This is a genomic window from Enterococcus sp. LJL120, from assembly GCF_054871765.1.
Genome location: NZ_JBTXLV010000001.1, coordinates 1 through 24937, shown reverse-complemented (window position 1 = coordinate 24937; position 24937 = coordinate 1). Strand labels below are relative to the sequence as shown.

25 protein-coding genes and 1 other annotated feature are annotated in these 24937 nt (G+C 39.9%); of the genes, 5 read left to right on the top strand and 20 right to left on the bottom strand.

The genetic code is table 11. The annotated features are described in order from the left end of the window. Positions 1 to 26: 26 nt before the first annotated feature. From ACYSNU_RS00125 to ACYSNU_RS00085, 9 genes are all read right to left on the bottom strand, one after another. Positions 27 to 1115 (bottom strand): DUF916 and DUF3324 domain-containing protein, encoded by a 1089-nt coding sequence (locus ACYSNU_RS00125; protein ID WP_461735230.1) that lies wholly within the window; start codon positions 1113 to 1115, stop codon positions 27 to 29. Between the two features lie 260 nt (positions 1116 to 1375). Continuing rightward, a complete protein-coding gene (locus ACYSNU_RS00120) occupies positions 1376 to 2125 on the bottom strand; it encodes a WxL domain-containing protein (RefSeq protein ID WP_461735229.1) in 750 nt (249 codons plus the stop codon). Positions 2126 to 2194: 69 nt separating this feature from the next. Next, positions 2195 to 3004, bottom strand: a complete 810-nt coding sequence (locus ACYSNU_RS00115) for a WxL domain-containing protein (protein WP_461735228.1) — start codon at positions 3002 to 3004, stop codon at positions 2195 to 2197. Further along, positions 3004 to 3315 (bottom strand): LPXTG cell wall anchor domain-containing protein, encoded by a 312-nt coding sequence (locus ACYSNU_RS00110; RefSeq protein WP_461735227.1) that lies wholly within the window; start codon positions 3313 to 3315, stop codon positions 3004 to 3006. The genes ACYSNU_RS00115 and ACYSNU_RS00110 overlap by 1 nt, the downstream gene beginning before the upstream one ends. Before the next feature lie 14 nt (positions 3316 to 3329). Further along, a complete protein-coding gene (locus ACYSNU_RS00105; RefSeq protein ID WP_461735226.1) occupies positions 3330 to 6953 on the bottom strand; it encodes a mucin-binding protein in 3624 nt (1207 codons plus the stop codon). A gap of 140 nt (positions 6954 to 7093) precedes the next feature. Next, positions 7094 to 7810, bottom strand: a complete 717-nt coding sequence (locus ACYSNU_RS00100) for a winged helix-turn-helix domain-containing protein (RefSeq protein WP_461735224.1) — start codon at positions 7808 to 7810, stop codon at positions 7094 to 7096. A gap of 265 nt (positions 7811 to 8075) precedes the next feature. Next, positions 8076 to 9185: a tyrosine-type recombinase/integrase gene (locus tag ACYSNU_RS00095; protein ID WP_461735223.1), complete on the bottom strand. Its 1110-nt coding sequence runs from the start codon at positions 9183 to 9185 to the stop codon at positions 8076 to 8078. 485 nt (positions 9186 to 9670) lie between these two features. Beyond that, a complete protein-coding gene (locus ACYSNU_RS00090; RefSeq protein WP_461735222.1) occupies positions 9671 to 10942 on the bottom strand; it encodes a helix-turn-helix domain-containing protein in 1272 nt (423 codons plus the stop codon). A 516-nt stretch (positions 10943 to 11458) separates the two neighbouring features. Then, positions 11459 to 11719, bottom strand: coding sequence for a hypothetical protein (locus ACYSNU_RS00085; RefSeq protein ID WP_461735221.1), 261 nt, complete (start codon positions 11717 to 11719; stop codon positions 11459 to 11461). Positions 11720 to 12127: 408 nt separating this feature from the next. Here ACYSNU_RS00085 and ACYSNU_RS00080 point away from each other — a divergent pair, with 408 nt between their 5' ends. After that, positions 12128 to 12589 carry a GNAT family N-acetyltransferase gene (locus ACYSNU_RS00080; RefSeq protein ID WP_461735220.1) on the top strand — a complete coding sequence of 154 codons (462 nt, stop codon included), beginning with the start codon at positions 12128 to 12130 and terminating at the stop codon, positions 12587 to 12589. An 89-nt stretch (positions 12590 to 12678) separates the two neighbouring features. Here ACYSNU_RS00080 and ACYSNU_RS00075 read toward each other — a convergent pair whose 3' ends face one another. The 10 genes from ACYSNU_RS00075 to ACYSNU_RS00030 form a co-directional block, all read right to left on the bottom strand. Next, positions 12679 to 13245: a GNAT family N-acetyltransferase gene (locus ACYSNU_RS00075; protein WP_461735219.1), complete on the bottom strand. Its 567-nt coding sequence runs from the start codon at positions 13243 to 13245 to the stop codon at positions 12679 to 12681. Positions 13246 to 13292: 47 nt separating this feature from the next. Then, entirely contained in the window at positions 13293 to 14057 is a 765-nt protein-coding gene (gene trpA / locus ACYSNU_RS00070; protein WP_461735218.1) for a tryptophan synthase subunit alpha, read from the bottom strand. Next, on the bottom strand, positions 14054 to 15247 hold the full coding sequence (gene trpB, locus ACYSNU_RS00065; protein ID WP_461735217.1) for a tryptophan synthase subunit beta: 1194 nt from the start codon (positions 15245 to 15247) through the stop codon (positions 14054 to 14056). Before trpB ends, trpA begins: the two co-directional genes overlap by 4 nt. Positions 15248 to 15258: 11 nt before the next feature. After that, on the bottom strand, positions 15259 to 15882 hold the full coding sequence (locus ACYSNU_RS00060; RefSeq protein WP_461735216.1) for a phosphoribosylanthranilate isomerase: 624 nt from the start codon (positions 15880 to 15882) through the stop codon (positions 15259 to 15261). Further along, a complete protein-coding gene (trpC, locus tag ACYSNU_RS00055; RefSeq protein WP_461735215.1) occupies positions 15882 to 16652 on the bottom strand; it encodes an indole-3-glycerol phosphate synthase TrpC in 771 nt (256 codons plus the stop codon). Before trpC ends, ACYSNU_RS00060 begins: the two co-directional genes overlap by 1 nt. After that, a complete protein-coding gene (trpD, locus tag ACYSNU_RS00050) occupies positions 16653 to 17666 on the bottom strand; it encodes an anthranilate phosphoribosyltransferase (protein WP_461735214.1) in 1014 nt (337 codons plus the stop codon). Further along, entirely contained in the window at positions 17650 to 18237 is a 588-nt protein-coding gene (locus ACYSNU_RS00045; RefSeq protein ID WP_461735212.1) for an anthranilate synthase component II, read from the bottom strand. Before ACYSNU_RS00045 ends, trpD begins: the two co-directional genes overlap by 17 nt. Further along, positions 18234 to 19598 carry an anthranilate synthase component I gene (gene trpE / locus ACYSNU_RS00040; protein WP_461735211.1) on the bottom strand — a complete coding sequence of 455 codons (1365 nt, stop codon included), beginning with the start codon at positions 19596 to 19598 and terminating at the stop codon, positions 18234 to 18236. Before trpE ends, ACYSNU_RS00045 begins: the two co-directional genes overlap by 4 nt. 222 nt (positions 19599 to 19820) lie before the next feature. Continuing rightward, positions 19821 to 20047, bottom strand: a binding site (T-box leader). Positions 20048 to 20103: 56 nt separating this feature from the next. Beyond that, positions 20104 to 20853, bottom strand: coding sequence for an ATP-binding cassette domain-containing protein (locus tag ACYSNU_RS00035; RefSeq protein ID WP_461735210.1), 750 nt, complete (start codon positions 20851 to 20853; stop codon positions 20104 to 20106). Between the two features lie 494 nt (positions 20854 to 21347). Next, positions 21348 to 22184 (bottom strand): LysR family transcriptional regulator, encoded by an 837-nt coding sequence (locus ACYSNU_RS00030; RefSeq protein WP_461735209.1) that lies wholly within the window; start codon positions 22182 to 22184, stop codon positions 21348 to 21350. 121 nt (positions 22185 to 22305) lie between these two features. Between ACYSNU_RS00030 and ACYSNU_RS00025 the strand changes: the two genes are divergently transcribed. From ACYSNU_RS00025 to ACYSNU_RS00010, 4 genes are all read left to right on the top strand, one after another. After that, the gene (locus tag ACYSNU_RS00025; RefSeq protein ID WP_461735208.1) at positions 22306 to 22737 is read left to right on the top strand and encodes a rhodanese-like domain-containing protein; all 432 of its coding nucleotides are present in this window, start codon (positions 22306 to 22308) and stop codon (positions 22735 to 22737) included. A 704-nt stretch (positions 22738 to 23441) separates the two neighbouring features. Beyond that, positions 23442 to 23906: a hypothetical protein gene (locus tag ACYSNU_RS00020; protein WP_461735207.1), complete on the top strand. Its 465-nt coding sequence runs from the start codon at positions 23442 to 23444 to the stop codon at positions 23904 to 23906. Between the two features lie 96 nt (positions 23907 to 24002). Next, the gene (locus tag ACYSNU_RS00015; protein WP_461735206.1) at positions 24003 to 24224 is read left to right on the top strand and encodes a hypothetical protein; all 222 of its coding nucleotides are present in this window, start codon (positions 24003 to 24005) and stop codon (positions 24222 to 24224) included. 104 nt (positions 24225 to 24328) lie between these two features. Then, positions 24329 to 24550, top strand: a complete 222-nt coding sequence (locus ACYSNU_RS00010; protein ID WP_461735205.1) for a hypothetical protein — start codon at positions 24329 to 24331, stop codon at positions 24548 to 24550. Between the two features lie 48 nt (positions 24551 to 24598). Here the strand turns inward: ACYSNU_RS00010 and ACYSNU_RS00005 are convergent, their stop codons facing one another. Then, positions 24599 to 24793 carry a hypothetical protein gene (locus ACYSNU_RS00005; protein ID WP_461735204.1) on the bottom strand — a complete coding sequence of 65 codons (195 nt, stop codon included), beginning with the start codon at positions 24791 to 24793 and terminating at the stop codon, positions 24599 to 24601. Positions 24794 to 24937 lie beyond the last annotated feature (144 nt).

Sequence of the window (24937 nt, the reverse complement as noted above, 5' to 3'; positions counted from 1 at the left end):
CCCCTGTATCTTTACGTGGCATATAATCATTTTTTACGCTTATCTTTTTTATTTTTTTTATTTTGTCTGCGGATTCTTCTCACTACTAAAAAGCCTAGTAGTACAACAGCTAAAAAGCCGCCAACTATTATAGCAATGATCTGCCAGTCAAATCCTCGGTCTTGTACCAAGCCGACATCTCGCTCATTGAACTCATCGGCCTCTTCCTGAGTAATTTCAAACTCCTCGGTCCATTCCCAACTTTGATCGCCAACATAAGCATTTACATGAGCTGTATAAGTTCCCGGTGTCATGCGATCTCCATTCATACTAATCGGAAAGTTCATAAAGCTATTAGGGGCCATTCGCATCCCCGTTTTACGAGATTCCCACAGCACCTGACTACTGCCACTCTCTGAAATTTGAGCTTGAACTGTTAAGCCATTTACATATGTAGCGGCGATATTTGAATAATTTACAAAAATAGTATTCCGATAATTTTGCTGTTCAGCAAACGCTTCATTGAATGACAACTCTGGGGCAACCTCTACATCGCTTTCTCGCAATAAAATGGACACAGCATAACGGTAGCGGTTACCCACACGAGAACCACCACTGGCATCATCTGATTGAGCGGCTTCTTCTTCTGGCCGTTGCATAACGAGTCCTCCCGCAATGACTCCATCGAATGAAGCTTCCGGCATTTGAATCGTTAATTCTAGTTGCTTAGTTTCACCAGCTGCTAGTTCGACTGAATCAGGACCTGAGACAATTTCCGTAAAATCATAGGCCAAAGAAGGGTCATTTTCAATACTATTGGCAGCGTATTCTATGACACCATTACTATTAGTTTTTGCACCATTTAAATCCAAATTAACTGTTACAGATTCCTCACTGGGGTTACTCAAAGTCAAGGTAATCGTTTGTTGTTGCCCAGGTGTCATCATCAAATCATAATAGCCGAGACTTGTATCAGTCTGGTTTTCTGGAAAATCAACTTGATAGTTGAAACCAGTTGCTGTGCCACTATTTTCTTCTGTCGTTGCCAATCCATTTAGAGGCAAAGCGAGCAGCAAAAATATGCTAGTTAAAAAAAATTTGACGAAACTGATTTTACCATGTTCTTTTTTTGTCATCTTAGTCACCATCATCCACTATATGTATTTCCTAGTTGATAGGAATATGTACCACTTTTTTGAATTAACAAAGAGCAAGTGGCTGCGTCACAAGTCTATTACTGTATTGACTCATATCACAACCACTTACTAAAATTTCAACTCAAACCTGAGCTTCGTATTATGCCAATGAAGCGATTGTCCAAGTAACTAATGCTTTATAATTTGCTGCAGTCATACTTGAAGCAGTTGCAATCGGAACATTTAAGACAACGGCTTTATCAGCTGTGTCTGCTCCCCCCCCCAACCGCAATATTTGCATCCGTTTGAGAGTAACTAGCACTTTGACCGAATTCAAGCGTGTATTCACCAGCACCAGTTCCATTTGTTGCTCTGACAACTTCCACTGCACCACCAGTTCCTGCCACAGTATCTTCCATAGATAATTCAAAAGCAGTATTTGTCATGGTTCCAGCAGTAGCTGGATTATCAAAATCTGTTTCTAAAATCCCATTGTTAAATGAAATAGAAGCTCCATCTAATGTCGCAGTTCCTAATACTTCTGCACCTGTTCCGTCAGTAGTATAACTAGTAAATTGTTGCGTTAACTCTGCTTGAACGGTATAGCCAGCATTGGTACCTCGGATGTCACCAAAGACGACCATTGCCCCACGAGTCACTTCTACAGGTGTCCCATTTGCCACTAATTGATTGACTGTTTGCGCAGCGGCAGGTTTATTAATTTGTGCACGACCAGTTTTGATTTCACCAAAATTCAAATCCGAAACATTTTTAATCCCTAATTGGCCTGGATCAACACCCGGAACTAAACCGCCAGGGTCAATTTCTTCACCAGGTTTTTCTGGATCGACAATTGGCAAAGTAGGATCTAAGGTACCAGCAGATACAATAACACGGCCAGTTGAATCTAGTGAATGAGTCGTACCTGCTGCACTTGCTCCCACTGGTGCCAAAAGTGTTGCCCCGATAGCTGCTACCATTGCAGTAGCACATAAACTTCTTAATTTCATTTTGTTTCCTCCTATAGTTTCCTTTTTATTTACAAATGGGTTTCCCCAAATTGTCAAAGATAAGTGGTATTAGTTTGTCGGACCTGCTGTTAATGTCCAGGTCAAACTTGTACTGTATTGCACTGGATAGATTCGTGTACTCTCAGGAACTCGCAGTTGAATCGCTGAGTTTGTATAAACTGGCTTATTGAACGTTGCGTCCATAACGCTTTGTCCTGTTTCATCAAGAACAGCAGTGAGCGTATTAGCAAGACCCTCTTGATTTTCCTCAGAAGCTCCAAATTCAATGGTCCAAGTTCCTTTGCCTTGAGTGGAAGAAGCGCTCGCTACCGTGTATGCTGAGCCGATTTCTTGAATCTCAATCGTATCTCTTGTCACAGACGGCTCGTCACTTATACCTCCTGAATTTGCCCAGCCTTTATCAAAGGACAAAACAGCCCCATTTAGACTTTGCTCATCCATTTCTTGAATGACCTCATTGTTAAATTGAGTATCTTGCGAGAGTTGTAATTCCCAGCCAGTTGCTGCTGCTCGAACGTCAGTAATCTGCACATAATATCCCCTTGCTTTTGTCTCGCTATGAAACAATTGGGCTAATGAGTTATATAGACGATCTTCTGTAGTCAGCTCATGTTGGCCAAAACCTAGACTTGAAATGAAATCAAATCTAAGTGCACCATCAGTTGATGGTCCCGGTCCTGGATCGACATCATCCCCTGGAAATTCAGGGTCAACAGGATTTGTTACTCCAGAATCCTGAACCTCCAGTGAGCCATTTTGATTAACGCTATGACTTGCAGCTTCTGCTCTATCAATACCTATACTCATTCCAAGGAGAAGAACCAGACTGCTTAAAGCAATACGTGATTTAACTGTCATCAGTCCGCCTCCTTCTCTTTTTTGCGCCGGTAATAGAGTAGCAGCAGTATGGCCAAAATAACCCCGCCGCCAATTAGGCTGTAATTACGGACGACTTCGCCAGTCTGAGGTAATTTGCCACCAGTGTCTGGCAAAACTTCACTTGAAGATGTCGCTGGTGCTTCTGTCGAAGTTTCATAAAATGTAATTTTCCCATCAACTGTCGCTTGTCCTCCAACAGCATCTGTAGCCAACCCAGTCACTCCACCACTTAGACAACCCACAAACAGGATCACCAGACTAAGGAGAAACTTTGAACCTATTTTTTTCATTTTCCCCTTCCTTTCTATGGTCCTGCTGTGACGGTCCAAGTAATCTGGCCGTTATAACTGCCCAAATTTGAAAAAGTGGTTTCGCTAGGATCCGCAATCAGCTTCAAGCCTTCACTATCAGCTGTGGTTCCCCAGCTATCGGTAATCACTTGATTCCCACCTGTTGCATTCACAGCAATGGTTTGGGCTTCCTTCGACAAAGGAACTTCTTTTAAGTTTGCATCAACGTAAACTAACGCATTAGACATGACAGACTTTGTTTGATCATTGGTCATCTCTTTTGTAAGAGTCGCCGTTAACGTCCATCCACCATCAACCCTTGCGCGATTATCGCTGATCACTAATTTTTCTCCGTTTAAGTTAGGATTGTCTCGTCTTTGAACTGTTGCATCAAAGACAATCGTGCCAAAATCAATTGAGCTTGGCGCTGATTCAATCGCTAAAATACCTGAGAAGAGATAGTTAACTGACTGTGTCGTCTCCGTAAAGGTCACCGTCTCTGGATTTGGTCGGCCAGTTGTTTCCAACGTATAGCCTTGATTGGTCACTGAGGAAATCTTCGCCAGCACTTCCGCATTTGTTGCTAAATTGATTGGCTCAGTTGGTCTGCCTGCAATTTGAATGGCAGTCTCCAGAACCTTGTTATCGCCATCAATAAAATTCACCGTAATCCGGTTGTCATAGACCGTAATCGTGACATCGACAGTCGCCGAATTACCCGCTTCATCCGTCAGACGAACTTGAATCGTTTTGTCACCTGTTGTCGCAACAATTGTTTCAAAATCTGGTGTGCCCACAAATTCCACTGTCACATCAGCTGGTACCGACACATTATCTTGAATATTGGTCACAAAATCTCTTGGATCCATCGCTTCTAAATCAGCTGCATTCAAAATGTTGATTCTTTGATTTGCTGGATCAGCCGTTGGAGCCTGATCATCGCCAAAAGTAATCGTAACTTCTCTAGAGACCGTTCTGCCATCAACCGTCAGCGTTAACGTAATTGTTTGAGCAATATTGGTCATTGAACTGCTAGCATCAACTCCGCTAGTATCAATAGTAAATTTTGACTCATCCGCTTTGACATCAGAATCTGGTGTCAAATTAGTTAAGTCCGCTGTCATATCCAATTCCCAAGCCTTCATGTCATACTTTGTGATTAAATAATCCCGTAGTGTGTTATTAGTCACTTGGGTATTCCATTCAGTGATGTTGCCAGTGGCTGCTAAATCCGACTCAATAGCTAAAGAAGCTGTCGCATCAATGCTGGCATCATCTAGAACAATCATTGGAACAAACACATTGTCCGATGAATTACCCGCCTCATCGTATAACTTGATTAAGTAATACTTACCAACATAAGGACTGGTAGAGGTTGTGGTAAAGCGACCAGTTGTTGTCAATTGGTCATCAAATGCTGTGTCAGCAATTGCCCCTTGCGCGAAAATATTCTCCGGCGAAGTAGTTTCATCACTGTAACTGATTAAAAATTGTTTTAGCCAATCACTGTCCGTCCGATTATCCGTATAGAAACTGCCACCACCAACATTGGCAAAGCCCCAGCGCCCGGTTCCGATTGGCTGTGTCATGTCAGTAATTGTCAAATCAAAGGTTGTTGTTACTTTTTCACCGACATTAATGCCTGCATTGACATCAGAAGCAACCGTGATTGTGTAAGTTCCTGCTCCAGAAGTCTTGTTAAAGCCGCCATAATCTTCAATACTGAAATACTCAGGGTTCGTTGCATAGTCATAGTTGGTAGTCGTACCTTGATAAGTCACCGCTAATTCCGGATTTCCTTTGCCTAAAATATAAGCATCAAAAGCCGCATCTGATAAATTTTGACCGTAATAATCATCTGTTCGTCCAGTATTGTCAGTTGCCGTCAACGTAGCCGTATTAGCTCCAACTAGAACAGGTACTGCAACCGTTCTTTCTACACCACGAGCAGTTGTCAATGTTAAATTGACAGTAATCGTCCCTTCAGTTGCTGTGCTTGGCAATGGTGTTTCAAAAGTGACCGTGACTGGTTCATCAAATGAATCATTGTTAGTATCAACTACTAAATTATCCAACATGCTTGTGCCAGGATTTGCAAAAACCGTTTCGATATCGCCATTAGGTTCAATTGTCAATCCGGATTTCGGTGTCGCAGAAGGAATCCCTTCATATAAAGTTTTTGCTTGGCTAGCATTGCCATCAACGATAGAATCATAAACTTTTTCACCAAAAGCATCGGTTTCATAAGTTAAGGTCGTTTGCGTTGCATCCAAATCAAAGACCATATACCCGTTATCAACACTAGCTGAATTATTGACATAACCATTTTGAACATTTAAGACATCGAAGCTGCTGTTTGGTGTGCCATAAACATCAATTGTAAAAGTGTTACCATTGAATTCATCTGATGTTGGATCTTTTGGTGAGATGCTTAAGTTTTGCCCAGAACCAGATATGTCGAAGTCAGAGGTAACATCTGCACCAGAAATTTCATTGGTTACCGTGATACGACTTAAATCAACATCAAAATCGGTTGATGGTAAGGTTGTGTCGATGACAAAACTGTTGTCACGGAACTGAATGTCATTATTGGAAACAGTTTGAACAATTTGATAGTGCAAATCTTGGTAGCCAGATTCTGCGTGAGTAGCGCTGTTGGTAACACCTCTAACAGCTGGTTGTGCATGACCAATACGGCTAATTGGCCGTGAGTCATAGTAAACACCTAGTGCACCAGACGTTTCATTTGGTGGAAGAGGACCTTTAGTAAAGCTTTGACTTAATGTAGTTCCCTCAAATGAATAGGAGTATGTGTGAAACAATTCATATTGATCATCGCCTACTCCTGTAGTCTTTAAAAGACCATCACTAAGAACGTACCCAACTCTACTGTTATTTGGAACATAGAAATTTGAAAAATCATCATCTGATTTTTCAACTGTAAAGACCTTAACATTATTGATATTCCTCGCATTCCACAACCCCTTATAATTAAGAGGTAATTGCGTCTCAGCATCATAAAACTCCCAATGGTAGTCAGTTGTTGCACCTGGACTAATAGAACTAGCCCAATACCCTTTTCCTAAACTAGTCTGTAAAAAAGACATAAATAAATTCCCAATTGGAAAATCAGATACTGCCCCTTCTGAAAACAAATATTTACCATCATTATCTTTATCTTTGTATAATGGGCCATGGAACGTCATTCTATACCCTGTAACTCTATCTACAACTAACTTAACATCAACTGCTCTACCTTGATAAAATCCAGCATTATGAATAGTGACAGACCGTTCTACGTTAGATGGATATTGTGAAGCCTGGAAAACATAACTATGAGATTCACCTGGAGTGGAAATCCAACCTGCTTTTTCCATATCGTAAGTTGTGACATTCAATGGCTCATAGCTGGTATCCTTATTTAATTGAAAATACGCTCCATACTCTGGTGGTAATTCGTCATCAGCCAACCCAGTCGTACTATTAATCAAGTTAACACCAGGGGCATCTTCCAAGGCCAAATACCCATCAGGTGTTGGCTCTGCCTTCGTCTCTGTCGTCTGCGCTAAAATAATTCCCCCAACGATTGCTGCTATTAAAACGGGCAATAACAACAACCCAATTTTTTTCTTTTTCACTCGTTTCAACTCCTTTCGTTAGTGCTAGGGGAGTAGCACTAGAATTATTTAAAAACCCTTTTATTTAGAGATACTTAACAGCAGACATGAAAATTGTTCTGCCGTTCCCAACAACAGCACCCCCTTTCAAATGTTTCCGTCTAGTCTGAACTCTGACTAATCTCCAAATTTTCATCAAATAAAGTTTCTGACAAAGCGTAGCCATCCCGCCAATTGGACATAAAAAGGTCAGGGTCAATGCCGCTTTTTTTCATTTTGAATTTGACCTTTTTCACAAGCTGAGACAATTGGGAAAAAGTCGAATTGTCCCCTTCCCGCTGCCAGATATATTCGCTTAAATCATTGCGATTAATGAAGTTGCCCGGTTGTTCTTTGAGAATTTCATACAGCTGCTTTTCTTTCGGCGAAAGCCGATTCTCAAAGGAAAAACGAATAACCGTGTCAATCGGCTCTTGTTCGTGAATGCTCCGTTCTGACTGCAGCACAACGGTAATTTGTTCGGCAAGTTTTTCCCGCAAATCACTTAGGGAAATCTCTGAGTGCAACCAATTTTTTAAACCAAGTTTCTGCCACTGGGCAAACTCCTCCTCTGTCGGCAAGCTCGTATCGCACCGGAAAAAGCGAGTCCGGTCGAATTGCCGCTGCCGCAAAATCTGTTCAATCTCTTTGTCTGGCACTGTTTCACTGAATATGATTAACGGAAAAAGTTCAAAAAAGCGCTGTGCCTCTTTGCTTCTTTTCAACAATAAATCAAGAATTTCAATCGAAAAAAAAACTTCATAGCCTAATTTTTTTAATTTCACATCGATTTGGCTATCAATGGTGCTACTCCTGCTGAGAACTGCAGCACGACTCATGCAATCACCTCCACTTCTGGATTTTCTAAAAAAAGGTAAACTCATTTAACTGCCTTGAATATTTAAGATAATTTTCACCAAACTATTCTAAACTAGCTTGTAACGGCAAGCTTTCCAGCAATTTATTGAGTCAGAAAAATATCTTGTAACAATCAGTTATAAGATAAGGAGCTGAAACCCTTGCTGGAAGCATGTTTGACAAGCCATGACGGTAAAATTGACGACAAAAAGCCAGTCAAATTTTCTTTTGACTGGTTTTTAGCTGTTATTTATTTATCTGATAAAGCTTATCCAATTTGCGAATTTCCTTCACTCTTTGCTCCATCAGAGACTCACTATAAGTGTCCAATGTCAGCTTGATGGACTGATGACCCAAAATCCGACTCAGACTGGCGACATCCATCCCGCTTTCTAAACAGCGGGTAGCAAAGGTGTGGCGCAAAATATGAAAATGAATGTCCTTCAATGGAGTCTCAGCCAGCATTTTTTTAAAGCGGTAATTGATAATCCGCGGTTCAGTTAAGCCATGTTTACAAAAAATGACATGATTAGATTGGCTACTGACTCTTTCTTCTAGCAAGAGCTTCCGCAAAATCTTTGGCATTGGCACAAGGCGTCTGGAAAATTCGGTCTTTGGCGCTGTAATAATCACTTTTGTTTTCTTTTTGGAGCCATCCGTGTTGTGAATTCGATTGACCGTTTTACTGACACTGATTAGATTGCTTTTAAAATCAATATCCTCCCATGTCAGGCCGCTGATTTCACCAATTCGCAGACCCGAATACAAAGAAATCAAAACAGCTAGTCCATGAGTGGATTGACTGCTGATTTTTTCAAGCTCCCCTTGTTCAGCACGACTTAATGGCTGGTTTTTTTTATATTTCTTTTTCGGCAACTCAATTTCAGTGATAGGATTTACCTTCAGCCAACCGTTTTTCTCTGCCAGTGTATAACTTTGTTTGACAACGCTGAAAATCAATTTAATGGTTGCTGGACTCAGCTTTTGACTGACTAAATCGGCAACGAAATCCTGCAATTGCTCTTTGGTTAATTGATAAAAAGTAAAATTTCCCAGATAAGGAGCAATATATGTATGAATTATTCGTGAGTAAGTATAGTAAGTGGATTCTTTAATCGAATGAGCGACCGAATCCAAATAAATTTTTTCCAAAAATTCGCCATAAGTGCCTAAGTAACCGGTCGTCTCCTCAATTAGCCGCTGATTTTGTTTAATACGAGTCAGCTTTTCCTTTACTTCCAAATATTTCTTCCCATAGACTGATCCATAATAAGCTTTTTGGTCCAAGCGATACTTTAAATAGCGGCCCTCCCATCGACCATCTTTTCTTTTATAAATATTTTCTCCACGTCGCATCATTATCACCTTTCTTTTGACCAGAATCTTGACGGCATTTACTCCCAGTAATTATTAATTCTCATTTTTTTAGCAAATAAAACAAAAACATCCCTCCAAAATAAATTCGACTGCCAACTCTTTTTTCCTCCTAGCTAAACCCCTTATTTATCACAGAAACATCTTTTATTTAAAAAAAGTTTTTTTGGAATAAAATCACTAAAGAATCAACTTTTATTCAAAATATATTAATTTTATATTATTTTAAGATTGACAGTTAAATAAATTGGATTTAATATTTATATATAGAGTTTATTTTAGAGAAAATACATTTATCTTATAACTGATTGTTATAGGAGATAGACAAAATTATATCTGCTAAACTTATTTTTATTTGATTTTGAATAGAAATTAAAAAAAGAAGTGGAAAAGTGTCTCTCTTGAAAAAAGTATTCAAAATAAAACCACTAGAACTCAGCTCATTTGCTGTTTTCTAGTGGTTTTATTTAAACTAAGCTTTTACAGCCAAAATAGGTGTTTGAGACTTTGATGGCCCAATTTCCCCAAGAACTGGCCTTTTTATAGTGTTTTGCCGTTTCATAATACTCCACCATCAGCTTACAAATATCAACCGCTTGAAAAGGATTTTGGGCTAAAAAACTTTCCTTGGCGAAATATTCTTCACTGAGGGCCACCATCCGCTGATTTTCCTGGAAGTAATGGGCCTTGAGAATTTGATAATACAGATAGTTCGGTTCATTTTTTCCCATATAAACATTTCCTAAAGACTCTTCAATCACTTTTTCAGCCTCAATAGGCTTATCCTGCAAGATTAGTGCTGAAGCGAAGGTATACAGATAAGGCCTGATTGCCAGCATAAAATAACTTGAATGACGATTTTTTTTTAGTTCTTGTCTTAACTCTGCTTCACTGACAAGCTGAGAATTAGTGTGGGAAAAGAGTAGAATTTTTCCAATCATAACTCGACTATTCTCTCCCGCAACTACTTTTCTTGGATTCGCTAATTGTTCCAAGAAAAAAATTGCTTCCTCCAAAAAACCATAATAGAGCATACATTGCCCATATAAATAATTCCAACGCCCCAGCAAATGTTTTTCAGTATCTATCACAAGCTGTAACTGAGCACGAATTTCCGGCAAATCTCTTAAAAGCGAGGAACGCTCACCTAACTCCCAATTGATTTCCGCCTTTTTCATAGTTAGCTGCAACGTATCATAATCATCATCAGAGCTCAACATTTGCAGATATTCATCAATCAAAGCCTGTGCCTGTAGGTAATCTCCTGCAGATTGCGCTTCGCAAATGACTAAGTACAAGGCAACCTTCTTCAGATCAAGAGGGATCAGAGCATTTTCACGGACTAATTCTAAGCAAAATTTAACGATGCCGCTGTTATTTTCTGGCTGGAGTAAATGCTGATAGGTATAGGCCAGCAGCTCTAGTGTTAAATATGCATTTTCAGAAAAAAGCATTTTTTGACTTTTTGCCAAAATATCCGTCAGTTTCGCCTCGTCAAAATCAAATAAACTGCGCTGACCGTCTGACAACAACTGTCGTTGATCACTGAATATTTCTTTGGCAAATTTTTTCGGCAACTGATAATAATCCGTCAAGCTAATTTCTAATTCCAACGAGGCCAGACGGTGGCCATTTTCAATATTTGACAAATGTGTCGGTGAAAGATGCAATTCAGCCGCAGCTGTCTTTAATTTTTTTCCCTCCTTCAATCTCTTCCATTTACATAAATACCCATACATTTCCTTCTCTCCCTTCAACAAAAAAAGCTCATGATGCCAACAACATCAACGAGCCAGTTCCGATTTTACTTTATCCCCAAAGCGATTGATACTCAATAATAATAACCGATTGTAAAAAATGCTGACTCTCCAGCTTCATCTGCTATAAAGATAATCATAAAATCATAATATGTAAATTAATTATCACAAAAAAAATATTATTTAATAAACATTCTTTTTTATTCCTTTTTAACAAAAAAAATTTAAAAGTATATACAGATGTATATTTTACTCGCTAATTCGTTCTTTTTTTAGATTTTTTTCTAAATACTTGACTGAGAGGATTTCGAAATGATGCACCGCTATTTACCACAAGAAATTTTCGTTACTCTTAATAATTGTCAAAATTATATTTTTCCCTGTGTTTTTAAAATAGCGCGAAAAAAAGCACCACTGAAATTAAAAAAAATCAGCGGTGCTTGCGTTTTAATTATTCTCTTGTTCTTATTCTAAACATTTTGCAGTTGGAAACAAAAATTAAATCACCCCCAACACAACCATACCCAAAATAATCACCAGTGCAATGGCAATCGGGGAAATAATTTTCAAAATCAAGGCGGAAGCACCTGTGCCGACGTTTCGTTCCAGTTGATATTTCGGATCATTGCGGTCCCGTTGAAATTGATTCAACGTCCGGGACCAAAACAGGCCTCCCGTTGCCCGCATCACAAAGGCCAACCCAATTAACACTGCGCACATAAATAAAAGCACCAGTACAATTGACAATTTTGCTGCCATCTTCAAGCCTCCTTCACGCTAAAACACCTTCATGCAGTTCATTTATCAAAAAAATTCCACAACATTAATCTATTAGAATCCAGAAATTTATAAAAAAACAGCTCAATATAATTTAAAACCGTTTATCTCGGTTGGCATCTTGAATCCCGTGTTTAACCGCCAAACGAATCAGAAAATAGAAAATGACTGCCCCAATTGCATAATAAAATAAAGCAAAAATTGTTCCCAACATAAGCTGCACCCCTTTTGTTTTAATTATACCATATGAATCCCCTTACAAAACGTTGCAACGCTGTATATGACGGCGAGCTGTTTGATAAATTCAAGTTTTTTTATAACAGCTGAATACTATTTTCAAATAGTGTATGCTTAACTTAGAGGAACTTTCAAGATGGGGGACAAAATAGGATGATAAAAGAGCTAACAGCAGAAGCTGACATCAAAGCCGGTTTAAAGCTTGTCACAGAGGTCTTTGATACCTTTCAGGCACCGGATTATGGAGCGGCTGGCATTGCCAGTTTTAAAAGCTTTATTGACTTTCAACAGCTATATCCTCAAATTATTAGCGGCAAAATCAGTTTGTACGGTTATTTTATCGACCAACAAATAGTTGGTCTATTAGGTATTAGAAACCCTAATCATATCTGTCTACTTTTTGTGGCGGAGACTTATCATCGCAAAGGGATTGCCAGAAAACTTTTTGCTAATTGGCTACAGGAACATTCAGCCAATCCTGCAACAGTCACTGTCAACTCTAGTCCTTATGCGCTGGCCACCTATCAAAAACTAGGCTTTGAAGGTGACACTACTGTTATTGAATCAGATGGCATCAAATTTATTCCCCTCACATTGACTTTGAACAAACAGTAATTGAAGCAAGCTTTAATACAGTGAACTCAAAAAGGCCTCGGATGAGAACATGCTAATCGTATGTTCATCATCTAAGGCCTTGTTTCATTTTAATGGGTAGCTCGCCATTCTTCTCTGGTAATCGCCCACTCTAAATAATTGACCGGTACTCCGCGGAATATTCGATAATTTTTGAAATAACCCGCCTGATTCATGCCGATTTTTTGCATAACGCCACCGGAAGCCGGATTTTTTTCGTTATACAAGGCATTGACCCGAATCAGCTTGAGTTGCTCAAAGGCTAGATACAATAGCGCAATGCTGGCTTCAGAGGTATAGCCTTGATTCCAATATTGGCGATTCAAGACATAGCCCAATTCGCCGGTAACTTTTTGTTCATCCACCCGCAAATCAATCGTGCCAATCAAGCGCTTGGTCGCCTTCAAAACAATGCCGTATTTGCCAAAGGGCTCCTTCATAAAATAATTGGCAATTACCTGCTGGGTATCCTGCAGCGAGTCATGCTTCTCATAAATAAATAAAGTCGTTTCATCATCGCTGGCAAAAATATGCATATCACTGGCGTCCATCAGCGACACGGGGCGCAAAATCAAGCGTTCTGTTTCAATCCGCTGATTTTCAGCAAAAATCAAATTGTAATTGACGAGCTCTTCCATCTGGTCACCTACTTTTATTTATTTATAAAAGCATACCACAGATTTGATTAAGCTAATAATTTTTCCACAAAATACGTAACTTCACTCAAGGGCTCTTCTGCCAGCATCCGCACAATTTTACTGCCGATAACCACCCCATCACAGCTTTGGCGGAAACGTTCGACATGCTCTTTTTCCGATACACCAAAACCGGCTAAAACCGGAATCTCACTAATTTCATGGATATATTTTAAATGGGCATCTAAATCAACCCGATAATTACTGCCAGTGCCGGTGACGCCGTTGACAGTCACTGCATAAATGAAGCCTTCACCAGAGGCCACCAAGGTCGCAATCCGTTCCTTTGTACTGGTGAGGGTCACTAGCGGCACGAGAGCAACGTCGCTCTCATCTAAATAAATCGTCACCAAATCCCGATGCTCATAGGGCAAATCAGGAATGATTAGGCCTTTAACATCCGTGTTTGCTAGTTGTGCAATAAATTTTTCTAAGCCATAGGCGTAAAAGGGATTGAAGTAGCCCATTAAAATCAAAGGGACCGGTGAATTGAAATTTTTTAAGACTTCCAAAATTTTTGCGAGGCTGACCTGCTGAGCCAAGGCCCGCAGACCGGCCTCTTGAATCACTGGTCCATCAGCAACGGGATCAGAAAAAGGGATGCCGACTTCAATCGCCGCCGCCCCGCCTTTTGCCAAGGCGGTAATTTCAGCCGGTAACTGTTGCAAACTGCTGGCCCCTGCCATTAAATAGGGCACTAAAATCGTTTCACCAGTAGCTTGTTTTCTTTTTAAAATAGTCGTTAATGATTTCATGCTTGGGCCTCCAAACGTTCTTTAATTTGATTGACATCCTTGTCGCCTCTTCCGGAAAGGCAGACAATCATCACTTCATCCGGCTGCATCTTGGCCGCTTCTTTGACGGCATAAGCAATCGCATGGGCACTCTCCAAAGCCGGAATAATACCTTCTTTGCGGGATAATAATTGAAAAGCGGCGACCGCTTCGTCGTCAGTAATCGAAACGTATTCGGCCCGTTTAATATCATGCAGATAAGAATGCTCTGGTCCGACGCCGGGATAATCTAAGCCGGCGGAAATCGAAAAGGCTTCTTTAATTTGTCCGGCATCATCTTGAAGCAGATGCATTTTGGCGCCATGCAAAACGCCAACCGAACCCACTGTGATTGGTGCCGCATGGTCACCGGTTTCAATGCCTAAACCAGCAGCCTCAACGCCAATCATCCGCACGTTTTCATCTTCAATAAAAGGATAGAACATGCCGATGGAATTACTGCCACCACCGATACAGGCCATCACCACCTCTGGCAATTTGCCTTCTACGGCTAAAATCTGCCGGCGGGACTCGCTGCCGATCACACTTTGATAATCCCGGACAATTGCTGGAAAAGGATGGGGACCTAAAGCTGAACCCATTACATAATGGGTGTCTTCCACATTTGCCACCCAATAGCGCAAGGCTTCATTGACCGCATCTTTTAAAGTTTTACTGCCGGACTGGACGCTCTCGACTGTTGCGCCTAATAATTCCATCCGGAAAACGTTGAGGGCCTGTCGTTTGACGTCGACTTCACCCATAAAAATCACGCATTCCATCCCGAACAAGGCGGCGACGGTCGCTGTCGCCACGCCGTGCTGACCGGCGCCGGTTTCAGCGACAATTTTATTTTTTCCCATTTTTTTGGCCAGTAACACTTGGCCTAGCGCATTATTAATTTTATGGGCACCGGTGTGATTTAAATCTTCTCGTTTCAAATAAATTTTGGCTCCGCCGGCGTAATCGCTCAAGCGCTCAGCAAAATACAAAGGATTTTCCCGGCCAACATATTGTTTTAAGTAGTAGGCTAATTCAGCTTGAAAAGCCTCATCTGTTTTTGAAGCTTCATAGACTTCTGTTAACTCTTTGACGGCATACATTAAAGTTTCTGGGATAAATTGGCCGCCGTATTCGCCGTAAAAACCCTTCTCATCTGGTTGTTGATACATAATAATTGCTCCTATTCTTGACTGGCTGCTTGAGCCTGTTGTAAAAATTTTTGAATTTTTGTTACATCCTTAACGCCGTTCGTCTCAACTCCGCTGGAAACATCCACAGCAAAAGGGTGAAAATATTTTTTAGCCCCTTGAACATTATCGACAGTCAAGCCACCGGCAACAAAGAGCGGTTTAGCTGGTAAGTCGGCGAGTTGAACCGCCGACCAATCGAAGACTGCCCCGTTGCCGCCGACAAATTCTTTGGCGGGGGCGTCTAACAATAAATAATCATATTCTTCTTGATAAGCTCCACTAGGTAATTTTCCAGCAGCGACACTGAAGGCCCGAATGATTGGTAAAGGAAAACTTTCTCGTTTTTCTATTAGTTCCTGTGGCAGTTGACCGTGAATTTGCACGACATCCAAGCCGGCAGTCTGGCTGATTTCCTGTAATTCAGCCAAACTAGGAGAGACAAAGACGCCGACTTTTTTGATAGTTGCCGGCAGATTTTTCGTTAATTCTGCCGCTTGTTCTGGCGTCACCCGCCGTTTGCTTTCAGCAAAGACAAAGCCAATGAAATCGGCGCCGTTTACGATAGCGGCGTCAATCGCTTCTGGCGTTTGTAAGCCGCAAATTTTCACTTGCATCAGACCTGCACTCCTTTACGCGCCACTTGCAGCTCTTGAACTTTTGCTTGGGGATTTTGGGCCCGCATCAAAGTTTCGCCGACTAAGACGGCTTGATAATTGTCGGCAATTTCTTTGACATCCTCACTCGTCTTAAAGCCAGACTCGCTGACAAAAATCTGCTGATGTGCCGTGCTACCTAAAGCGACACTAGTCGATAGGCTGACTTCAAAGGTTTTCAAGTTGCGATTGTTGACGCCAATAATCGCCTCAGGCAAGGTCAGCGCTACCGCCAATTCCTTTTGGTCATGGGTTTCAACTAAAACTTCCAAATCCAAGTCTAATGCTTGTTGGTACAACTCCCGCAATTTTTCTTCAGAAAGGGCTGCAACAATCAACAACACCAGACTGGCCCCGGCATTTTTAGCACGAATTAGCTGCTTTTGGTCAATGATAAAATCTTTACAGAGGATTGGCACCTCAACAACTGCGGCAATTTGTTTTAAATCAGCGATTGTTCCTTTGAAGAAAACCGGATCTGTCAAAACGGAAATAGCTGCCACGCCGGCTTTTTGATAAGCCTGCGCCTGAGCCAAAATATCAACATCCACATTGATATCCCCTTTTGAAGGGGAGGCCCGTTTGACCTCGCCAATGACCTGCACATTTTCTGGATGAGCTTTCACATATGCTTTAAAAGATGGTCGCTGTGGTTGCGGCTGTAAAATTTCCAACGGCATTTTTTCAACTTCCAAAACTTTTTCGGCTAATATTTTTTCTAAAAAATCCATTTAAGCGACCTCCCTTTGACTGCCAACTAGCTGGCGCAATTTATCATAGGCGGCGCCACTGGCCACGATTTGTCCAGCTAATTGAATGCCGGCCGGTAAATCTGCCACCAAGCCGCTAGCCACTAAGCCCAGGCCAGCGTTTAAAATAGCGGTGTCGGTGTACACGGAAGTTGTATTTTTTAAGACACTTTCCAAAATCACGGCATTTTCTAAAGGACCTGACCCTTGAATGGCGGCGATTGGTGCCCGCTGAAAGCCAACTTCTTCTGGTGTAAATTTATATTCGGTGACCTGATTTTTTTGATAAAAGGCATAATGATTTTCGCCGGATAAATTAGCTTCGTCCATCCCACCGGCACCGTTGACAACAATCCCTTGGCGCCGGCCGAGTTTGCCAAAAGTTTCAGCCGTGGCTGCCAACAAATCCCGTCGGTACGTGCCTAAAAGTTGCGTGTCCAGTGGAACGGGATTGGTTAACGGCCCAATTAAATTTAAAATCGTTGGCGTACCCAACTCTTTACGAACCTTCATGACGTGGCTCATCTTCGGATGCATCGCCGGTGCAAAAAGAAAAGCGATGCCGACTTCATTTAAGAGATAGCTGATTTTTTCTGGTGTAATCGCCAGTTGAATGCCTAAAGTTTCTAAGACATCGGCACTACCAGAACGACTAGAAATGCTGCGGTTGCCGTGTTTCGCCATGGGAATCCCCGCCGCCGCTAAAATAAAAGCGGCCGTAGTTGAGATATTAAAACTATTGGAACGATCGCCGCCAGTGCCGCAATTGTCCATAGCGGCTAGCGGTGTCTGTTTAATCTGCAGTGCTTTTTGCTGAATCGTCTCAGCTAAGCCCGCCATTTCCTCTGGCGTTTCACCTTTGATTTTCAGACTGGTGAGAAATGCCGACAGCTGGGCTTCGCTTAATTGACCTTCAAAAATCAAGTTGGCAACTTGAGCCATCTCTTGGCGGGTTAAATTTTCCTGACGATATAATTTTTCAAAAATTGTTTGCATAATCCAATGCCTCCATCTCTGTTCGTTTTAAAAATTGGTCAATCATGCCTTGACCGCTTGCAGTGCCGATTGATTCGGGATGAAACTGCAAGCCGTATATCGGTAGGCTTTGGTGCTCCAAAGCCATAATCGTTTGGTCGTCTGTTGCCCGAGCGGTAATTTTCAACTGACCAGGAAAGCTACTTTCTTCGGCAATTAATGAATGATACCGCATCACACTAGTCTCTCTTAAGTCATTAAACAATCCCGCCTTTTCAAAAGTTAGTTGACTGATTTTCCCGTGGCGAATCTGCGGCGCCCCCACCACTTGACCGCCAAAGAGTTGCACGATGGCTTGATGCCCTAAGCAGATACCTAAAATCGGTTTGAGCTGATAAAATTTTTGCAAAAGTGTCGGCATCAGACCAGCCTCTTCTGGTCGGCCGGGTCCGGGGGATAAAATAATCCCATCCGCCTTGGCAGCCATTTCTAAGAGTTGCGGGTGGTCATTACGCAGAACCACCACCTCTCCACCGACTTGATGAACGAGGTTATAAGTAAAGGAATCATAATTATCAACGATTAAAATCATCGGTGTACCTCCAATAAAGCTTTAGCTTTTTGCAGCGTTTCAAAATATTCACTGGTCGGGTCGGAATCGTAAACAATCCCTGCTCCAGCTTGCACATAAGCTTTCTCCTGATGGACCACCATTGTGCGAATCGCAATGGCGAAGTCCCCTTGATCATCTTGGGAAAAATAACCCACCGCTCCAGCGTAAATTCCCCGCCGCACCGGTTCAAATTCATAAATTCGCTGCATCGCGCGAATTTTCGGCGCTCCGCTGACGGTCCCTGCCGGTAAAGTAGCCTTCAACGCATCCATCGTTGTTTTTCCAGCAGCTAATTTTCCAGTGACTAATGAGACGATGTGCATCACATAGCGGTATTTTTCAATAATCATCAGCACCGGCACTGTCACCGAACCCACCTCAGAGACACGACTTAAATCATTGCGTCCCAAGTCAATCAGCATCATATGCTCGGCCCGCTCCTTTTCATCTGCTAGCAATTCCTCTGCTAAACGTTGATCCTCAGCTTTATCTGCTCCCCGTTTACGAGTTCCGGCAATGGGATTGGTGGTAACAATATCTTCTTTGACACTCACCAAACTCTCCGGTGAAGAACCGATAACTTTGGTGTCGCCAAAGTCTAAATAATAAAGATAGGCTGAAGGGTTGCTAATCCGCAGATGGCGATAATAATCAAAGGGTGGAATCTTAAAATCTGTCGTCAGTCGCTGAGAGGGGACCATCTGAAAAATGTCCCCAGCTTTGATGTAATCTTTGACCTTCTTGACGGTTGTTTCAAATTCTTCTTGTGTGAAATTGCTAGTAAAATCAAAATGAAAGTCCTGCAAATAGCTCAATTCCGTCGGAGCAATTACTCGCAAATCCTGTTGAACTTTTTCAAGAGCATTGCTCAGATCGGCTGACTCCCGTTGCGAATAGCAATTGTCCTCAACTAAAATAATTTCTTCTTTAGCATGGTCAAAAATTAAAAATGATTCATAGAGATAAAAATGCAAGTCTGCTATGCCCAATTCGTCTTGGGGCAGTTGACCAATATCTTCATAAGCCGCAATCACATCATAACCGGCATAGCCAATAACGCCTCCTTGAAAGGGCAATTCTTCTGTCAAACCTTGCTGGGTGATGACTATTTTTTCTAATTCCTTTAAAGGGTCAGCAGTCGCAAAAGTCTCTTGATTGATCTGCATCAGGCCATCTTTATAAGAAATATCTTTGACTGGATTCCAAGCAATCACCGAATAGCGACTTTTTGACTGGTCGCGGGGAATACTTTCCAACAAAGCTTTATGCCGGCCTTGAATGCGTAGGTAAGCACTGATGACGGTTAAATTATCGGCGGGAATACGTTCTAGTCTTCTCATAAGTTTTTGCTCCTGATTGTTAAAATTTAATTTAGTGATTGTTTATCTATCAGTTTTCAATTTGTGAGAGGTGTTCTTCTTTTAAACAAAAAAGCCCTCAGACTCACCAAAAATGGTAAGTCTGAGGGCGAATAGCTCACGGTGCCACCTCAATTAAGCGAGTCTTTTCCCACAAAATTAGCAGTGAAAATAAAAAAGCCCTCAGCTCAACAAAATCGTTGAACTGAGGGCGAAGATTCACGGTGCCACCTCATGTGGTGAAAGACAAGCTTTCCTTTATCGATTGTCAAACAACAATCTTACTCTGTAACGGGAGTTCCCGAAATCACCTACTTGCTTCAATGATTTGCTCGAAAGTCCATTCACCAAACGCCACCTGCTGATTTCCACCGCCATCAGCTCTCTGAAAAGTTTATTGTCTGGCTACTTCTCTCTCTTAACGCGTCTATCAAATTAAATATTGATGTAAGTTTACCGTTTAAAATGAGAGTTGTCAAATCTTTTTTTAATAAATACAGAATCTTTTGCCGGCTAACTCGCAGACTTTTATCTCCATCCCATATAAACCAGCTAAAACCTCCGGCTGAATAATCTCGGCCGCCGTTCCGCTCGCATGGATTTGCCCCGCCTTAATCGCCACGATATTTTCCACATAGGTCGCTGCCACATTAATATCCTGCAGCACTAAGACAATCGTCTTGCCAAAGTCCCTGACTAATTTTTGCAGAGTTTCCATCAAGTGCTTGCTCTGAGCAATATCTAAATTGTTCAAAGGCTCATCTAATAAAATATATTCTGAATTCTGTGCCAGAAGCATCGCAATGTAGACCCGCTGCAGCTGCCCTCCAGATAATAAATGAATCCGGGTGTCGGCTAACTCTGTCAAATCCAAGGCTGCCATCGCTTGATCGATTAACTTTTCATCTTCATCAGTAAACCAAATTTTACAATATGGCAGCCGTCCATAACTGACTAAATCTCGAGTCGTCAGCTTCAAAGAGGCCCCTTTATTTTCCTTTAACAGGGCTAACTTACGGGCTAGTTTATTCGATTTCCACGCACGAACTTCACTGTGGTCCAAATAAATTTCCCCGACATCTTCTTTTAAAAGACGATTCATCATCGTCATAAAGCGGGTCTTGCCAGCGCCATTTGGTCCAATCAAAGCTGTCAGTTTGCCGGCTTCAATCGGCAAAATCACTTCTGACGTCACTTGGCGATGCCCCTGCTGCAAATTTTTACTAATTTCAATCATGGGATGCTTCCTCCCTGCTTAATTGAGAATCATTTTCAACATTTGCTTTTAGTTTAGGAGAAATTCAAACAAATTGCAAGGCTTTTCAAGAATTATTTTCTAACTGCTTGATAAAAACTTTCAGTTAATAATCAGAATTAAGCAACTGTTGTTCTGATTATTAGGCGTCTACATATCAGCGCTTTTTCAAGAAGAATTTGTATTGATTACAGCACACACACTTAACTGAGTCCACTAAACCCTGAGTTTATCTACTCCTACCTTATAATGTATTTAGCTACATCAAATTAATTAAATTCCACCTAGTTCATTGCTGCAAATTTTATTTCACTAATTATTTCTGCTTACAAAATCAATAATGCCAGACATTTATTATTTAGACCAATGAATCAAAAATCTTTTTCACAAGCAAACACCCGCCAAATGTTGGTCTGGCGGGCTTCTTTTTATAATGGTCATTATGACGACAATCTCCTTAACACTGTGAAAAACCTTCATATTTTTTGAGAATTTAAAATGGATGTTTCAAAAAAATCAGCTGCCAGAACATTTTTTTTGCCATATATGAATTGTAAATAAAAAATCGTATCTAACGTTACTTCTTGTCGGTTAAATTCTTCTTTTGACAGATTACGAGTTACATATTTAGGTAAAAATGCTAGTTCATTTATCGGGTTTAATAAACGGATAATTTCTTTGGGACTCTCCAGCTCTAATGAAACTGTCACTTTATCTTTATCAGGGAATTCTTTAAGAAAAGCTGCTCTGTATGTGCATTTTTTATCAGTTAGAATCATTCTATACTCTTCTCGTTGTGTGAAATTACTAGACCCTTTACTGATAAGATCAAATGACATTTCTTGTTTATGCACAAAATAATCTCTGGATATCTCGATTTTTTTGTCAAAAATATAAATACAATCCAATTGATTACTTAAAAGCATATTGAATAATTCAGCTTCCTCCTTTAATACAATTTCTACTTTTAAATGAGGATTTCTCCTTCTAAAATTATTGATTTTTCCAGTTAAAACAAACTCCAATATGCTAGAAATAGTGCCCACTCTTAAGGTACTATTCGTTTTAAAAATTTTCTTATGGAGTTGTTCTTCCTTTTCTAAAAATTCTTCTATAAACTCAAAAACAAGATATCCCGTTTCGGTTAAGTGTACCCTCCCACCTTTTTTAAAATATAGAATGCCATAATTATCTTGCAAACTTTTTATGTGATAACTAACGGTACTTTGAGAATAACCTAATTTTTCAGCCGCTTTTGAGATTGATTCCAGCGAAACTAGATAGTAAAACGAGGTTAAAAATATTATATTCATTCTTATCATCACCTTTTTTATCGATTTATTCGATAGTATATATTGAATTTGTTGTTACTACTAGCTCGATTTATTCATTATACTAAACCTATACTCTTTAAAGAAAGCAGGTTGATTTATTATGGCAAGATATGTATCCCAAGTATTTTCTAACAAACCACTAGATACCGATTATTATAGTCAAAAATTAGCTCGTGAAACAGATATTGCTGATTTGGCTTTTGATTTCTATCACGAATTAATTGATTATACTGTTCTGGATGTTCGTAGCGAAAAAGATTTTAAAAAAAGACATATTCCTGGCGCAATTTCCTGTCCAAAAGGCCTTTTCAAAGAAGATCATCCTGAAATAAAGTCTAATATCGTAGTTTATTGCTGGGGACCATCTTGTAATGGCTCAACAAAAGCAGCCTTACGCCTTTCAAGTAAAGGATATAATGTGAAAGAACTAATTGGTGGACTGGAATACTGGGTAAAAGAAGGGGCACCCGTAGAGGGAACCGAACTTGAATCTTCTTTATATTGGCAATTTGATAGTTTAAATGAGTTATAACACTTTTAAGTATTTGAGGATATTGTCACATTTTTTACTCTAAACATTTACTGAATTTGTCCACTTGATATAACGTGATATATATGAACTAGTTTCTTTTGAAGAAATTTTAGGGAAAAAGCGTTTTATTTGGGCTTGTTTTATTGTTTATTCAGTGACTGTTAGAGTGTCTTTCTTATCGATAAATTTTAAAAGTTCCGTTCTTATGTTTCGGGAATTGAGATGCTGCGTTTTAGTAAATCCACCAATGTTGAGTTTTGAATAAGGGCCCCAGCACGATAATTCGCAATTGAAAGTGTTCTCACAGTAATTGAAAACTCTTTATATGATTGGAAATAGACTTTGAATTTTTTCTCAATTTTGAATCATAGACTTTTAAGCCAATAAACATTTTGATTGCTTCTTAAATAATTCAGTTTGAGTATAGCCTATGTGTGTAAGCTGAATATACGAAATCTAAATTAACTATGTTGTTATCATAGCTATCGGTCTAATTGACACGGCTATCCCTATTTGAGAGTATTTTTAAACCCCAAGAATCATTATTTTTCATAATGCTGTCTGCTAAAATGTGGACGGCTTTTTTGATTTTTTTCTATCTACTAAAGCGTGAGTTTGTGTACTCAAAATTATTTTTCAATTCTATTTAAACTGACTTTCTTTCATTAACACTTTTGATAGAATAACTTTGAGGAGTGATTTCTATGCAACCAATTATCTGCAACTCAGATGACTTTTTTTCTTTTAGTGATTCTATAATTACGAATTGCTATTTAGATAAAGAATTTTTGAATTTTGAATTTGTCTTTTGCTTTTTAAATAATCAAGGTAAACCAGCAATTTACTCATCAGAAGGCTATCCAAAATTGATAATTCAGCTGAAAAAGCTAATTCGCTGGACTGATCTTGAACAAGATAGAACCCTTTTCTCCAATTTTGAAAATCATCTTTCAGAATTAGTTGGTAAAGACTTTTTAGAGTTTTCACATAAAGATGGTTTAGGAAAAATTCTCTATAGTATTGGGGAAATAATTTTTGAAATGCAACATTTCCAAATTATTGTCTTTCCTACTAACCTCTTTCTATATAGATATCTCACTGAATTTGAAATGAATACTTTACCACTAGATAGGTTTCCAAAAACCAATTTACCAGTCTCTTTTCATTAAATTATTCATTTTTTAGTCAGCAAAAGCTTCCAATCACTCACAAAGGGTGAGTTAACAGTCTTAGTGTGATATAGTTTTTGTAAAGGAATCCTGCCTATGTCTGATGGAATTCAATTCTTGCTTATACTTTCTTTACTGGCTGTCCTTTTCATAGTAGCTAAATCTTTTGCTAAAAGAAGCAATCAAATTAATAAGGAAACAGCTTACTATTTTTGGCAATTGATAGCAATAATAGCTTTGATTTTAATAACTTTGATATTAATAGTCATTATTTATATTCTCTTCATATGGCAGCCAGCAGTTATCGACCTAAAATAATTCCTTGTGTGTAAAGGCTTCCGACTATTTAAACTAAAATTGCAGTACTAACGTTTCCCTCACGCCATATTTCAAAATTAATTCTAGGAAAGTGGGAAAATACAATGATTCAAATTACAGAAGAAGATATCGCTAAATACATAGATTACGTTGATACAAATCTTATTGACATAGAACAAGTGATAGGTCACTGTTTTTTTTGTGGCGAGTACCTAAATCAAGTAGAATTACCAACAGGGCCTGAAAGAAGAGTTGTTTGTGCAAAAGACCGTGATTCATTTGTCAAATATTTTGAGGAATTAAAAGACGAAGGCGAAATAAACTAACCTCTTTTATTATTTGCTGTTACTCTAATAACAAGCGATTTATTGGTATTAGTAGACAAAAGCTTCCTTCAATTTAGATATTATTTTTCTGTTTTTTTGTTTTTCTACATATTCTTTTAGAGCTTGTCTATATAACGAAGGCACCTCTATTGCATCAAGTGCACCTTCGGTTGTCCCTCTGAATAAAGCTCTGAGAACATCAATTATTACCCCAAACGGCAGCAATAATACTTTTACAAACATAGAGCACTTCATTTAAATGGATAGGCTACACTAGACTAGACAGAAAAGATGTGGTGTGTAAACTAGAAGGAAACACACTGGAGGGAACATCTTATGTCAAACAGACAACGCCGAACATTCACCAAAGAATTTAAACAACAAATG